Genomic DNA, 13,697 nt, shown 5'->3' with positions numbered 1-13,697 from the left:
TTCCTTACTTCCTTCCGGGCCGGGACGCGGCATGGGGGCCGGGTCCCGGGTTCTCGGCTGGTCGGTCGGTCAGGCCCAGCAGCCGTTCGGCGTTACCGGCGAAGATGGCGCGGAGATGGTCGTCGGGCATCCCCAGCTCACGGCAGACCCGCAGCTGGTCGTCGAGGTAGCGGGTGACGTAGCCGCGCGGAAACCACGACGAGTCGCTGCCGTACACGATGCGCTGCGGGCCGATCGTCTCGTAGCAGCGGCGGAACAGGTCCTCCAGCGTCAGCCTGTACGGCATCCAGCGCACCCACTGGTTGGAGCCGGACGTGTCGACGTGGATGTTGGGGCAGCCCCAGGCGGCGAAGAGCAGATCCTGCACGTGCTGGACGCCGAAGTGCGGCACCACCACGGCCAGCTCGGGGAAGCGGCGGGCCATCCGGGCCAGCTCGTCGGGGCCGCCGTACCTGCCGAAGGAGAGGCCACCGGCGCTGCCGTAGTGGCCGATGTGGATCAGCACCGGCACGCCGAGGCGCTGGGCGGTGGACCAGAGCGGGTCCAGGTCGGCGTGGTCCAGCGGGCCGCGTAGCAGCGGGGCGAACAGCTTCAACCCGCGCAGACCCCGTTCGGTCACCGCCCGCTCCAGCTCGGCGGCGGCACCCGGCGCGTACGGGTCGTGGTGGGCGAAGCCGAGCAGCAGGTCCGGGTGCCGGTCGACCACGTCGGCGACGGTGTCGTTGCCGCCGCCGGTGACGAAGACGGCCCGGCGGACCCGCACCGCGCGCAGTTCGTCGGCCCACCGGTCGGCCTCGTCCTGCCAGCGTGGGGCGGGCGGCTCGGGGTCGGGGAAGCTCCACGCCTGCCGCCACGCCTTCGCGTACGGGGCGGAGCCGGCGGCCCGCACGGCCCGCTCGTGTTCCCCGCCCGGGTGCATCCCGGCGGCGTCCTCGCAGGCGTGGATCGTCTCGTCGGTGCCGATGCGGAAGTGCAGGTGGAAGTCGACGATGTCGAGTCCCCGTTCCACGCTCACCGGTCTCCCCCGGTCGCCCCGTCCGCCGCCGTCGGGGTCGGCCCGACCGCCGGGTCGGCGGCCGCCGGGGCCGGGTCGGCGGGCGTCGGCAGCGGGTCGGCGGTGGGTGGGGCGGGCGGTGGGGCGGCCACCCAGGCGGCGACGATCTCCCGCAGCCGCGCGCCCGCAGTGGCCCGCACCTGCCGGCCGGCCGCCTCGGAGGCCAGCGAGATGTGCCCCGACCAGCCCTGCCACGGGTCCGGCCGGGACTCGACCAGCACGTACGGATGGCCCACCGGCAGCTTCGGCTTCGGCGGCAGGTCGGTCACGGCGTCGAGGCGGACCGCGCCGGGATCGAACCCGAGCACCCCGGAGGTCTCGTACGCGCCGCCGTGCCCACGGGCGGTCAGCGGCCCGTACAGCTCGGTGGTCTCCGCTGGGGTCACCAGCTGGAACCAGTTGACCAGCAGCAGGCTGGCGGTGCGCCGGCCGGAGACCCACTCCATCGCGGCCCGCACGGTGGACATGTTGGCGTCGTGGCCGTTGACGATCAGCAGCCGGGGGAAACCGGCGGCGACGATCCCCTCGATCACGTCGGCGAGGTAGCCGACGGCGATCTCCGGCCGGATCGACACCGTCCCCGGCCAGGGCCGGGTCTGCCCCGGGCAGGCCGCGTACGGCACCGCCGGGAAGAGCACCCCGCGCGGCCCGGGGAAGCCGGTGGTCGTATCCCCCGGAGAGCCTGCGGCCGACGCGGACCCGGCGGCCGGGTCGACAGCGCCGCCGGCCTCGGCGGCGAAGCCCTCGGCGAGGATCAGGTCGGTGCCGAGCGGCAGGTGCGGGCCGTGCCACTCGACGGCGCCGACGGGCAGCACCGCGTAGTCGGCCGCCGCCGCGACGGCGGCCAGCTCACCGCCGGGAATCCGGGTGGCGGGCAGCAGCCCGCCCCCGGCCGGCCAGGTCACGCCGTCCACTTCGCCGCCTCCCGGGTGGCCCGGCCGCCGTTCTGCAGGCGGCCGGAGAACACCATCACCATGAAGATCAACACCACCTGGAGCATGCCGTACGCGGCGGCGGTGCCGACCTCGAACGAGTACATCCGATTGTTGATCTCGACCGAGATGGGTGCCGTCTCCGAGGTGTAGATCAGCACCGAGGCGACGAACTCGCCCACCCCGTTGACGAACGCCAGCAGCGCGCCGGCCAGCACGCCGGGCAGCATCAGCCGCAGGGTGACCGTGCCGAACGCCCGCCACCAGGGCGCGCCGAGGTTACGGGCGGCCTCCTCCAGCGACGGGTCGATCTGGGCCAGCGTCGCCGAACTCGACCGGAACACCAGCGGCAGGAACCGCACGAAGTACGCCAACGGCATGATCCAGAAGGTGCCGATCAGCACCTGACCGAAGCTGAACGCGTTGCCCGTGCTGAACGCGGAGATCAGGTTGATCGCCACCACCGTGCCGGGCAGCGCCCAGGCCAGCATGACCGCCACGTCGAGCAGCCCCCGGCCCCGGAAGTCGAGCCGGCGCACCGCGTACGCGATCAGCACACCGACCACCACGCAGCCGACCGTGGCGAGCAGGCTCATCTGCAACGAGTTGAGGATCGGCCGGTACGCCCCCGGGTCCGAGAAGATCGTGACGAAGTTCTGCATCGTGTACTCCGACGGGATCACCTCGGTGGTCCACGAGCCGTCCCGGGAGAAGGCGACCAGGGCGATCGTCGCCACCGGGGCGAGCAGCACCATGGTGGCCAGCACCGAGGCCAGCAGCGCCAGCCACTTGCCGAACGGGTTGGTGATCTCCCGGCGGTGCGAGGCGACGCCCTTGGACTGGGAACGGTAGCTGCGCCGCCCCTCGTACCAGCGCATCCCGAGCAGGAACAGCACCGACGCCACCGCCAGCACCGACGCGTAGGTGGAGGCCATCGGCAGGTCGCCGTTGGTGCGGTTGATGTAGATCTGCATGGTCATCGTCCGGTCCACCCCGAACAGCAACGGCGCGGTGTACGACGCCAGCGACGTCATGAAGACCAGCAGCGACGCCGAGACCAGCGCCGGGGTGAGCATCGGCAGCAGCACGGTGCGCCACACCCGGACCCGGCTCGCGCCCAGGTTGTAGGCCGCCTCCTCCACCGACGGGTCCATCCCCACCAGGGCGGCCGAGGCGGCGAGGTAGAAGAACGGGTACATGGTGAAGGTGTGCACCACCAGCACCCCGGCGATACCGGTGAACGGCAGCACCGGGTTCTCCGTGCCGAGCAGCTGTTGCAGACCGCGCGGCAGGATGCCGGTCTCGCTGTAGAGCAGCTGGAACGAGATCGCCCCGATCAGCGGCGGCAGCGCCGCCGGCACCAGGATGATCGCCTCGATCAGCCGCCGGCCGGGAAACGAGAAGCGCTTGAGCAGGAAGGCCATCGCCACCCCGACGATCCCGCAGAGCAGCACGCTGGCCGCCGAGATCCCCAGCGAGGTGAGCAGCGCCGACCGGGCGACCCCGGTGCCGGTGACGAACTCGGTGTAGTTGGCCACCCCGTCCACCCCGACGCTCTCGGCGAAGGTGGCGAACATCGGCTGCACCACGTAGCCGAAGAGGATCAGCGCCAGCGGGAACACCAGCAGGTACGGGAACCACGGCGAGTTGGCGTTGAGGCCGCGCCGGGAGCGGGCGGCCGGCGGCGGGGCGGGGTCCTGGGTCACCGGCGGCACGGTGGCCGGGCTCGGCGTGGCGGGAATGGTGCTCACGGGCGCACCACCCACATGCGGTCCCGGTTGAGGCGCAGGCCGACCTGGTCGCCGACGGCGATGCCGGCCGGGACGTCGATCGCGGCGACCTGCACCGGCTCGCCGGCCACCTCGACCACGAGGTTGGTGGCCATGCCGGTGAACTCCACCTCGGTCACCCGGCCGGTGAGCGCGCCGGGCTCGGTGGCCGAGGTGAGCCCGAGGTGCTCGGGGCGTACCGAGACCAGGGCGGTGTCCCCGGCGCGCAGGCCGTGGTCGGCGGGGGCGGCGACGGCGGTCTCGCTGCCGTCGGGCAGGCCCACGGTGACCGTGTCGGCGGCGGCGGTGACCACCGGCAGGCTGAGCACGTTGCTGCGGCCGATGAACCGGGCCACGAAGGCGGTCGCCGGCCGGTGGTAGATCTCCTGCGGGGCACCGATCTGGCGGACCCGGCCGGACTCCATCACGGCGATCCGGTCGGACATCGCCATCGCCTCGGACTGGTCGTGGGTGACGTAGATGGCGGTGGTGCCGGCCTCCTGCTGGATCCGCCGGATCTCCACCCGGGTCTCCTCGCGCAGCTTGGCGTCGAGGTTGGACAGCGGCTCGTCGAGCAGCAGGGTACGCGGCCGGATGACCAGCGCGCGGGCGAGCGCCACCCGCTGCTGCTGGCCGCCGGAGAGCTGGTCGATGCGCCGGTCGCCGTACCCGGCGAGGTGGACCTGGCCGAGTGCCTCCTCGATCCGCCGGGCTGACTCGGCCCGCCCCACCTTGCGGATCTTCAGACCGTACGCGACGTTCTGCGCGACGGACATGTGCGGGAAGAGGGCGTAGTTCTGGAACACCATGCCGGTGTCGCGCTTGTTCGGCGGCCGGTGGGTGACGTCCTCCGCGCCGAACCTGATCCGCCCCGAGGTGGGGAAGTAGAACCCGGCCACCATCCGCAGGGTGGTGGTCTTGCCGCAGCCGCTCGGCCCGAGCAGGGTGAAGAACTCCCCGGCGGCGATGCTGATGTCGACGTCGTCGACGGCAGCGGTGTCGCCGGCACGCGCGAAGCGCTTGCTCACCGACTCCAGCGTGACATCGATCATGATGTCTTCTCCTTCATGCGGTACCGGACCTGGCCGGGCGGGGTGGCGGGACGGGCGGTGCCGGGGGCGGGACGGCCCCCGGCACCCGTACAGGTCAGCCCTTGTTCTTGATCTGGCTGTTCCAGTGGTTGATCCACTCGGTCTCGTTCTTGCCGATGATGTCCCAGTTGACGTCGAGCGGCTTGAGGTTGAGCTGGGCCAGCCACTCCGGCTGCTGGGCGATCTCCACGGCCGGGATCTGGTAGTAGTCCTTGGCCAGGTCGGCGCGCAGCGTGTCGTCGAAGAGGAACTCGATGAACTTCTGCGCGCCGGTGCTGTTGCCACCCTTGACCGCGGCGAGCCCGTCGACCAGCACCGGGGCGCCGGAGGCCGGCATCACGTAGCCGAACGGCATGTTGGACTGGTTGGCCTGCAGCAGGATGTCCTGCAGGTTCCAGGCGCTCAGGGTGCCCTGCTGGCGGGAGAGCTTGAGGTAGAGGTCGGCCGGGTTGGCCGCGTACGCGCCCGTGTTGGCGTCGAGCTTCTTGAGCCAGTCGTAGCCGGGCTGCGGGTTGCTGCCGTCCGGCGACTGCCGCATGATCATCGCGGCGTAGATCGACCGCATGGTGCCCGAGGCGGCCACGTCGCGGATGACGATCTTGTCTTTCCACTCCGGCTTCAGCAGGTCGTCCCAGTCCTTCGGGGCCTGCTCCGGGGTGAGCGCCTTGTTGTTGTACATGATGACCTCGGGCAGCAGGATCTCCCCGAACCAGCGGCCCTCGGCGTCCTTGTACTTGGCGTCCATCTTGCCGGCGAACGCGGGCTGCCAGGCGGCGAGCAGGTCCTCACCGGCACCGGCGGCCAGCCCCTGCTGGGTGCCGCCCCACCAGACGTCGGCCTGCGGGTTGGCCTTCTCGGCCCGGACCCGCTCCAGGATCTCCTGGGCGCCCAGGTTGAGGATCTCCACCTTCCCCTTGTACTCGGGGTACTTGGCGGTGAACTTGTCCACGACGAAGGTGGAGACCTTCTTGTCGCGGGCGGTGTAGATCGTCAGCTTCTCCGTCTCACCGGCGGCGGTGTCGTCCGAGCCGCCGCCGCAGGCGGTGCCGGCGGCGAGGACGGTGGCGAGCGCTCCGGCGAGCAGAAGTCGACGTCTCATGGGGTACCTCCGAGGGGTGTGGGCGGAAGAATCAGCGGTTTGAGCAGGTCAAGGGGCCGGTAACAGGGTGGGTAGCCCGGCGGCGGCGGCCGAGAGGGCGTAGCTGACCGCGCCGTGCAGCACCGCGCGGTCGCCGAGCACGGCCCGGCGTACCTCGGTGGTGCTGGGCGCGGCGGCGGCGACCAGGTCCTGGAGCCGGCCGACGGCGGCGTCGTCGAGGTCGGCGGCGGCACCGCTGAGCAGCACCCGCCCCGGATCGATCACGCAGACGCAGGAGACGATGAGCCGGGACCAGGCGTTCAGGAGTTCGTCGAGGTAGCCGGCGGCGTCCGGGTCGTCGGCGGCCAGCTCGACCAGCGCGCGTACCGGCGACTCGGGGCGGCGGCCGGGGGCCAGCGCGACCACCCGTTCGGCGATCGCGTTCTCCGACCAGCGCGCCTCGAACGGGCCGATGCCGTCGTGTCCCCGGCCGGCCGGGTCCAGCGGCAGGAAACCGACCTCGCCGGCCGCGCCCCGGGCCCCCCGTCGGACCTGGCCGTCGAGCACCAGGCCCGCGCCGATGCCGTCGGCGACGTGCAGCAGCAGCAGGTCGGCGACGTCGGTGCCGGCGCCGGCGGCGTGTTCGCCGGCCGCCATCAGGTTGACGTCGTTGTCCACCACCACGGGTACGCCGAGCGTCCGCTGGACCGACTCCCCTATCGGACGGCCCTCGATCTGGCCGACCGAGGGGGCGAGCCGGACCGCGCCGCCGGAGATGACGCCGGGCGCGGCGATGGCCACCCCGCGCAGCGCCGGCAGCCCGTCGCCGGCCAGTTCGGGCACCGACCGGCAGATGGTGTCGACGATGTCGCCGGTCAGCCGGACCGTGCGGTGGGCGACCACCGCGCCGTCGCTGTCGGCGATCTCGCAACTGATCCGGGACGGTTCCAGCGAGACGGCGGCGACCAGTTCGGCGCGGGGGTTGAACTCCAGCATCGCCCGGGGACGGCCGGCGCGGGAGGCACCCGGACCGCGTTCGATCAGGTAACCCTCGGCGATCAGGTCCCGCACCAACGGGGTGAGCGTGGCAGGGCTGAGGCCGGTGAGCTCGGTCAGCTCGGCCCGGGAGAGCACCCGGACCTGGCGGGCGGTGGAGATCACGGAAAGCCGCTTGATCTCCTTCGACCGCTCCCGGCTCACCGGGCTCGTTGGTGGCGTCACCACGTCTGTCACACTTCCTTCCTACGGCGAACGAATTAAAGAGTCAAGTAACAAGTCCGTCTCAGCCGGCTCACCTCGGACCACCGGAGCAGCGAAAACGTCCGCAATTGGAAGCGATGGGCGGGTTCGGGGCACCGTTCCGGCGCACCGCAGGACATCCCGGACATCGCCCTCTTTATTTCTTCTGCAAAGAAAGAAATACCTTCCAAAGCATTGACGTGCCGCTGCGGTGGTCCCTAGCGTCACCGGGCGAAGGCCTTCCAGTGTGTACGGAACCCGTACCGCTGCCGTACCCGGTGCACCGCGTCCGACGACGCCCACCGTTCCCGTTCCCGCCGCCTCACCGTCCACCGACGACCCCACGTCGGACGCCCCGCGTCCGACGCGGACGGTCGCTGCCCGGACACCGTGGTCCCGGAAGGATCCGCATGCGCATCAAGGGTTTCCTGCTACCCACCGCACTCGCCCTGGCCGTGGCCGGGGCGCCCGCCACCGCCGTCGCCGCCCCGGCCGACGTCCGCCCGCCCAAGGCCGTCGACCTCGACGTGCTCTTCGTCAGCGCCCACCCCGACGACGAAGCCGGCAGCCTCGCCACCCTCGGCCAGTGGAAGGAGAAGTACGGCGCCAAGGCCGGCGTCGTCACCATCACCCGGGGCGAGGGCGGCGGCAACGCCGTCGGCCTCGAAGAGGGTCCGCCGCTGGGCATCATCCGCGAACGCGAGGAACGCACCGCGATCGGCAAGGCCGGCGTGGAGAACCTCTACAACCTCGACCGGGTCGACTTCTGGTACACCGCGTCCGCCCCGCTGTCCGAGCAGATCTGGGGCCACGACGACACCCTCGGCCAGATCGTCCGGGTCATCCGGACCACCCGGCCCGAGATCATCATGACGATGAACCCGTCGCCGACCCCGGGCAACCACGGCAACCACCAGCAGGCCGCCCGGTTCGCCGCCGAGGCGTTCGCCGCCGCCGCCGACCCGAACGCCTTCCCCGAGCAGCTCAGCGCCGAGGGGTTGAGCCCGTTCCGGGCCGCGAAGTTCCTGCGCAGCGGCGGCACCGGCAGCTCCGCCGCCGGCCCGCAGTGCGCGACCAGCTTCACCCCCACCGTCCCCACCGACCAGGTCTTCGGCGTCTGGGAGGGCACCGAAAGCACCAACGGGAAGACCTGGGCCGAGATCGAGGTCGACGCCCGCCGGGAGTACGTCACCCAGGGCTGGGCCGGCACCGCCGCCGCCCCCACCGACCCGACGAAGATCCGGTGTGACTTCTACACCCTGATCGACAGCCGCGTCCCGTACGACCCGGCGGACACCTCCCCGGAGGCGATCCTGCGCGGCTCGGTGCTGCCGCCGGTGACCGGTAGCCTGCCCAAGGGCACCGAGCTGTACCTCACCACCGACCGGTTCGACCTGGCCCCCGGCGCGACCGTCGAGGTCACCGCGCACCTGCGCGCCCCGCAGAACCGCGCCCTGGTCAAGCCCCGGATCGACCTGCGGCTGCCGGCGGGCTGGAAGGCCAAGGGCTCCGGCGTGCTCGCCAACGACGTGCCGTCGGGCAAGGAGCGGACCCGGAAGTTCACCGTCACCGTCCCGGCCGACGCCGACACCAACCAGCAGCAGCTCATCGGGGCCACCCTGACCACCCGCCAGGGCGTCGGGCGCACCGACCGGGCCGTCCGGGTGGTCGCCGACGTCCGGGGCACCCTGGAGCCGCTGCCCGAGGTGGGCACGTTCCGCACCTGGGCCGGTGAGGGCGGATACCCGCAGCTGGACACCCTGATCAAGCCGGTGCTCACCATCGGCTCCGGTCAGCAGCGGTCGGTCCGCATCGACCTGCGCAACCACGGCCGGGTCAGCCGCTCCGGCACCGTCACCCTCGGCCTGCCGGCCGGCTTCACCGCCGACGCGGCCACCAAGAGCTACCCCGCGCTGGCCCCCGGCGCGACCGGGGCGGTCACCTTCACCGTCACCAACACCGACGCCACCCTGCCGACCGCCAACGAGGGCGGCACGGACGGCGACTACGGCATCACCATCACCACCACCAGCGCCGCCGGCAGCACCGTGGAGACCGGCGCACTGGAGATCGTGCCGACCACCGAGGTTCCGGCCGCCGGGGCCGGCACCGTCGACGGAGTCGCCTCGCCCGGCGAGTACCCCGGCCCGGAGCTGGACTTCTCCCGCATCTGGGAGGGTCAGGCCACGACCCCGCAGGACGCCTCGGCGACCGGTCGGATCGCCTGGACCGCCGACGGGCTGAAGGTGATCGTCCAGGTCACCGACGACGTGCTGGGCAAGAAGGTGGTCCCGCAGGACTGCAAGCGGCAGCGCCGCACCGACAGTGTGGAGATCATCGTCGACCCGAAGGGGAACTCGACGGACACCTCCACCGTGTTCAAGGCGGGCATCTTCCCGATCACCGACGACCCGGCCAACGGCAATCCGCCGTGCTGGCAGCGCGATGCCGACAACCGGCAGGGCCCGGGGGCGACCACCGCACCGGGGATGACCGTGGTCAGCAAGGTCAGCTCCCCGTACACCGGCTACACCATCGAGACGATGATCCCGTTCGCGGTGCTGCCCGACGCGGTGGACCCGGCCCGGATGGGCTTCAACGTGCTGGTCTACGACTCGGACACCCAGGACCTCAGCTCGCAGTCCCGGCTGGGCTGGTCCACCTTCACCGGCGTCCGGGCCGACCCGTACCGCTACGGCCTGGCCACCCTGCCCGGCTACCAGCCGGCGGCCCGGCAGCCCAGCACGCCGGTGTTCCCGGACACCTCGGCGCGCAGCGTGCACAGCCCGCAGACCATCGCCCAGTCGGCCGTGGACGGGGTGGCCCCGGCCGCCGTGCCGAGGCTGAAGAACTCGGCGCTGCGGCTGACCTCGGCCCACCGGGTCACCGACGGCGTGCAGGTCACCCTGCGTGCCGACCGGGCCGGAACCGCCTACCTGTACGCCTGGGACGGCGACACGGCCCGGGGCGAACACACCGTACGGCTGGCCGCCGGTGACCGGGTCACCGTGACGGTCCCGGTCAGCGGGGGCACCCCGACGTCGCTGCTGGCCGCCTTCGAGTCCGGTGGCGCGGCAGTGGCGCAGCAGGTCCCGCTGAACTGATCCGCCACCGCGTGACCCGTGGCCGGTCGTCGACTCCGTCGGCGGCCGGCCACGCCGGTGTCAGGGGTCAGCCGGTGCAACTGGTGGCGGGCAGCCCGGTCAGCGGCACCGGGGAACGACCGGTCGGGCGGGCCTTGCCGGCCAGCACCCCGGCGAGCGCCGTCATCGAGGCCCGGCTGGACGAGTAGGTCGCCAGCAGGGTCGGCGAGGTCGCCTTCTCCAGCACGTACGGGGTGTCCATCGCCACGGTGACCGCCGCGTCGGCGGCGAGATCCTTCGAGCCGTCGCCGTAGCCGACCAGGTGCACCCGGGTGCCGCCCTTGGCCACCACCCGCACGCCCGCAGCGGTCAACGCCGCGGTGAGCGTCGCCCGGGTCTTGTCCCGCCCGTCGGAGGTGGTGACGGTGACCGGGCCGGACACCGCGACGCCGCACTTCCCGCGCAGCTGGGTGACCGCCGCGGCGGCCAACGCGGTGGCGGCGGCCCGGTGCGGGGCGCTGTCGAGCGTGGACATCGCCGGCGTCGGCCGGTCGGCGAGCCGGAACTTCATGGTCAACACCCGGGTGACCGCCGCCACCAGCCGGTCCCGGGGCAGCGAGCCGTCGCGCAGCGCGGCCAGCAACCCGTCGTACGCCTGGCCGACGTTCGGGGTCATCAGGATCAGGTCGTTGCCGGCGAGCAGGGCCTTCACCGCCGCCTCGCCCGGCGGGTAGCGCTTGGCCGGCGGCATGTTCATCCCGTCGGTGATCACCACCCCCTGGAAGCCCAGCTCGCCGCGCAGCACGTCGGTGAGCAGCTTGCGGGAGAAGGTGGCCGGGGTACCCGGGTCCACGGCGGTGACGTCGAGGTGCGCCGACATCACCGCCATCGCCCCGGCGTCGATGCCGGCCCGGAACGGCGGGAAGGCCGTGGCGTCCAGCTCGGCCCGGGGCTGGCCGACCACCGGGACCTCCTGGTGCGAGTCGGCGGCGCTGAGCCCGTGCCCGGGGAAGTGCTTGACGCTGGCCGCCACCCCGGCGCTCTGCAACCCCTGGACCGCGCCCGCGACCTGCGCGGCGGCCCGCTTCGGGTCCGCGCCGAAGGACCGCGAGCCGATCACCGTGCTGCGGGTGGCCAGGACGTCGGCGACCGGGGCGAAGTCCAGGTTCACCCCCATCGCGGCCAGCTCGGTGCCGGCGGCCTTCCAGGCGGCCTCGGTCCGGGCCGGGTCGTCGGCCGCCCCGGCGGCCAGCGCGCTGGGCAGCGTGGTCACCCCGTCGGTGATCCGGGTGACCACGCCGTACTCCTGGTCGGTGCCGACCAGGAAGGGCGCCGGGCCGGCCGCCAGCTTCCCGGCGGCCTCGCGCAGCCCGGCGGTCAGCTTCTTCACCTGGGCCGGATTGTCGACGTTGGTGGTGGACTGGTTGCCGGAGGTGGGGTCGTCGGCGCTGAACCCGACCAGGATCAGCCCGCCGAGCCGGTACTTCGCGATCATCTGGGCGGGGGTGTCGACCCCGGCGAGGGCCTGGTTGCCGGCGGCCGAACCGGGGGTCACCGTCGTCGCCGAACTGCCGTACGCGTACGGCATCAGCACCTGGCCCACCAGGTCCTCGTCGCCGAGGGTGCCGGCCAACGCGGCGGCCCGGCCGGCGGGGTCGTCGGCGGCGACGGACGCGGCGACGGACGCGGTGGACGTCGGGGTGGCTTCGGGGCGGACCGGCGCGGGAGCCTGTCCCTCCCCCGCGCATCCGGAGGCGAGCAGCGCGGTCAGGGCGGTGACGGCGACGCCGGCACGTCGCGGGGAGATCGGCACCCGGCCCATCCAACCCCCGCCGGAGATCAGCGGCAACCCGACCAGGTCAGGTGGTGGGTGCGGAGTGCCCCTCCCCGACCGGGTGTCCGGCTCCCCGACGGCTCCCGGGCGGGACGCGCCCGGTCCGGGTGAGCGGATTCACCCGGCGCCACCGCCCGTCGGGCGACTACCGCTGGCTGGCCGCTCGCGGCGAAATCCAGCCGAAACGGGCCGGCCCGGGCGTGCGTGCGCCTCGGGTGGGGACAACCTCGCAGAGACGTGGCTCCGGGAGTGGCCGACACGGGGGTCGTCGGCGCGGGTGCCCGGAGACGACACCGGTGGGCATCAGGCATCGCACGGAGACGGGCCGGCAGGTGCCGACACCCGGGCAGCCACGCCGACCGCATCGGCACATGCGACGGCGCGCGGGCGGGCTGCGGTCAGCCGACCCGGGTCAGCAGGGTCACCGGCGCGCCGTCCCCGGCGTAGCGGTAGGGCTCCAGCTCGGCGTCCCAGGCGGTGCCCATCGCCTTGTCCAGGGCGTGCGCCAGGGCCTCCGGGCGTACCGACGCCATGATGCTGCGCAGCCGGTCCTCGCCGAGCTGGATGTCGCCGGCGGCACCCACCGCGGCCCGGAACAGGCCCCGGCCGGGCACGTGCATGAAGCGTTCGCCGTCCGCGCCGGTGCTGGGTTCCTCGGTCACCTCGAAACGGATCATGGGCCACTGCCTCAGGGCAGCAGCCAGCTCGGCACCCGTCCCCGGCCGACCGGTCCATCCGCACTCGGCCCGGCGGGCGCCGGGATCGACGGGCTGAGCCGTCCAGTGCAGGTTGACCGGCGCGGCGAGGACGCGCGCGATCGCCCACTCGACGTGCGAGCACACGGCGAGCGGGGTCGAGTGGACGTATACGACGCCACGCGTTGGCACGGTGACCTCCCGGAGGGCGAGGTGCGTCTTCCCCTACGACCTCGACACCCGAGTGGCTGTTGCCACACATGATGACTGCTGTGACGGATGGTGCGCCAGGGAATCGGAAAATTCGCCGGCGGGAAATACCCGGACCGGTGACCGGGGTTGTGCACTCCGACGGGCACGGTGAGCTGCCAGGCACCGTGGTCGTGTATATTTCTCTGGGCGGTTCTGTGCCGTCGCACCACTTCGCGGGCCGACGACCCACCCGGGCGTCCGACGACCACCGAGCGTCAGACGACCACCGGGCGTCACCCGCTACAGCCCCCGGACGTTCCCCGTCCTCCCGTACGTCTTGCAAGGAGCATCTCCGTGGCGAGCAACACCTCGAAGACCGCGCGCGCGTCAGTCCGGGCCGGCCAGGCTGGCCAGGGTGGCGCCCTCAGCGTGCTGGGCGAGTTCAAGTACCTCATCCCGCTCAACGGCGGCAAGCACGCCTACGTGCGGAACCTGACCAACGGCAAGACCGCGCACCTGCGTACCGACTCCGACGCCTTCGTCGAGGAGATCCGGACGCTGGCCACCGCCGGTCACGCCGCCAAGATCCGCGCCGAGATCAGCAACCTCGCCGCCACCCACCCCGACCACGGGTGGGACAAGACCGAGAAGCGTCTCGTCGAGGCCGGCGTCTTCGAGGGCTGAGCCCTCCCCCAGCACGACCGCAACCGCCCGTCGGGTCACCCCGGCG

At 72.6% G+C, this 13,697-nt stretch carries 10 protein-coding genes; 2 read left to right on the top strand and 8 right to left on the bottom strand.

All coding sequences use genetic code 11. The features are described from left to right. Positions 1-4 precede the first annotated feature (4 nt). The 6 genes from JQX11_RS19605 to JQX11_RS19580 all read right to left on the bottom strand — a co-directional run bounded on the left by JQX11_RS19605 (position 5) and on the right by JQX11_RS19580 (position 7,157). A complete protein-coding gene (locus JQX11_RS19605) occupies positions 5-1,015 on the bottom strand; it encodes an amidohydrolase family protein (RefSeq protein ID WP_204926392.1) in 1,011 nt (336 codons plus the stop codon). Beyond that, the gene (locus JQX11_RS19600; RefSeq protein WP_204926391.1) at positions 1,012-1,968 is read right to left on the bottom strand and encodes a creatininase family protein; all 957 of its coding nucleotides are present in this window, start codon (positions 1,966-1,968) and stop codon (positions 1,012-1,014) included. Before JQX11_RS19600 ends, JQX11_RS19605 begins: the two co-directional genes overlap by 4 nt. Continuing rightward, positions 1,956-3,737, bottom strand: coding sequence for an ABC transporter permease (locus tag JQX11_RS19595; protein ID WP_307826255.1), 1,782 nt, complete (start codon positions 3,735-3,737; stop codon positions 1,956-1,958). The genes JQX11_RS19600 and JQX11_RS19595 overlap by 13 nt, the downstream gene beginning before the upstream one ends. Continuing rightward, positions 3,734-4,807: an ABC transporter ATP-binding protein gene (locus JQX11_RS19590; RefSeq protein ID WP_204926390.1), complete on the bottom strand. Its 1,074-nt coding sequence runs from the start codon at positions 4,805-4,807 to the stop codon at positions 3,734-3,736. Before JQX11_RS19590 ends, JQX11_RS19595 begins: the two co-directional genes overlap by 4 nt. 94 nt (positions 4,808-4,901) lie before the next feature. Beyond that, positions 4,902-5,945, bottom strand: coding sequence for an extracellular solute-binding protein (locus JQX11_RS19585; RefSeq protein ID WP_204926389.1), 1,044 nt, complete (start codon positions 5,943-5,945; stop codon positions 4,902-4,904). 48 nt (positions 5,946-5,993) lie between these two features. Further along, positions 5,994-7,157 carry an ROK family protein gene (locus tag JQX11_RS19580; RefSeq protein WP_204926388.1) on the bottom strand — a complete coding sequence of 388 codons (1,164 nt, stop codon included), beginning with the start codon at positions 7,155-7,157 and terminating at the stop codon, positions 5,994-5,996. 416 nt (positions 7,158-7,573) lie between these two features. On the opposite strand from JQX11_RS19580, the gene JQX11_RS19575 reads away from it, so the two are divergent. After that, complete coding sequence (locus JQX11_RS19575) at positions 7,574-10,267, top strand: sugar-binding protein (RefSeq protein WP_204926387.1); 2,694 nt, start codon at positions 7,574-7,576, stop codon at positions 10,265-10,267. A gap of 67 nt (positions 10,268-10,334) precedes the next feature. Here the strand turns inward: JQX11_RS19575 and JQX11_RS19570 are convergent, their stop codons facing one another. After that, entirely contained in the window at positions 10,335-12,068 is a 1,734-nt protein-coding gene (locus JQX11_RS19570) for a glycoside hydrolase family 3 protein (protein WP_204926494.1), read from the bottom strand. Between the two features lie 410 nt (positions 12,069-12,478). Further along, positions 12,479-12,967, bottom strand: a complete 489-nt coding sequence (locus JQX11_RS19565) for a DUF3145 domain-containing protein (protein ID WP_088647746.1) — start codon at positions 12,965-12,967, stop codon at positions 12,479-12,481. 354 nt (positions 12,968-13,321) lie between these two features. On the opposite strand from JQX11_RS19565, the gene JQX11_RS19560 reads away from it, so the two are divergent. Further along, positions 13,322-13,651 (top strand): hypothetical protein, encoded by a 330-nt coding sequence (locus JQX11_RS19560; RefSeq protein ID WP_088647745.1) that lies wholly within the window; start codon positions 13,322-13,324, stop codon positions 13,649-13,651. Positions 13,652-13,697: the final 46 nt, after the last annotated feature.

It is taken from the genome of Micromonospora humida (assembly GCF_016901255.1).
GTDB classification, from domain to species: domain Bacteria; phylum Actinomycetota; class Actinomycetes; order Mycobacteriales; family Micromonosporaceae; genus Micromonospora; species Micromonospora wenchangensis.
The sequence above is the reverse complement of the archived record's forward strand: the minus strand, read 5'-3'. Positions and strand labels throughout refer to the sequence as shown.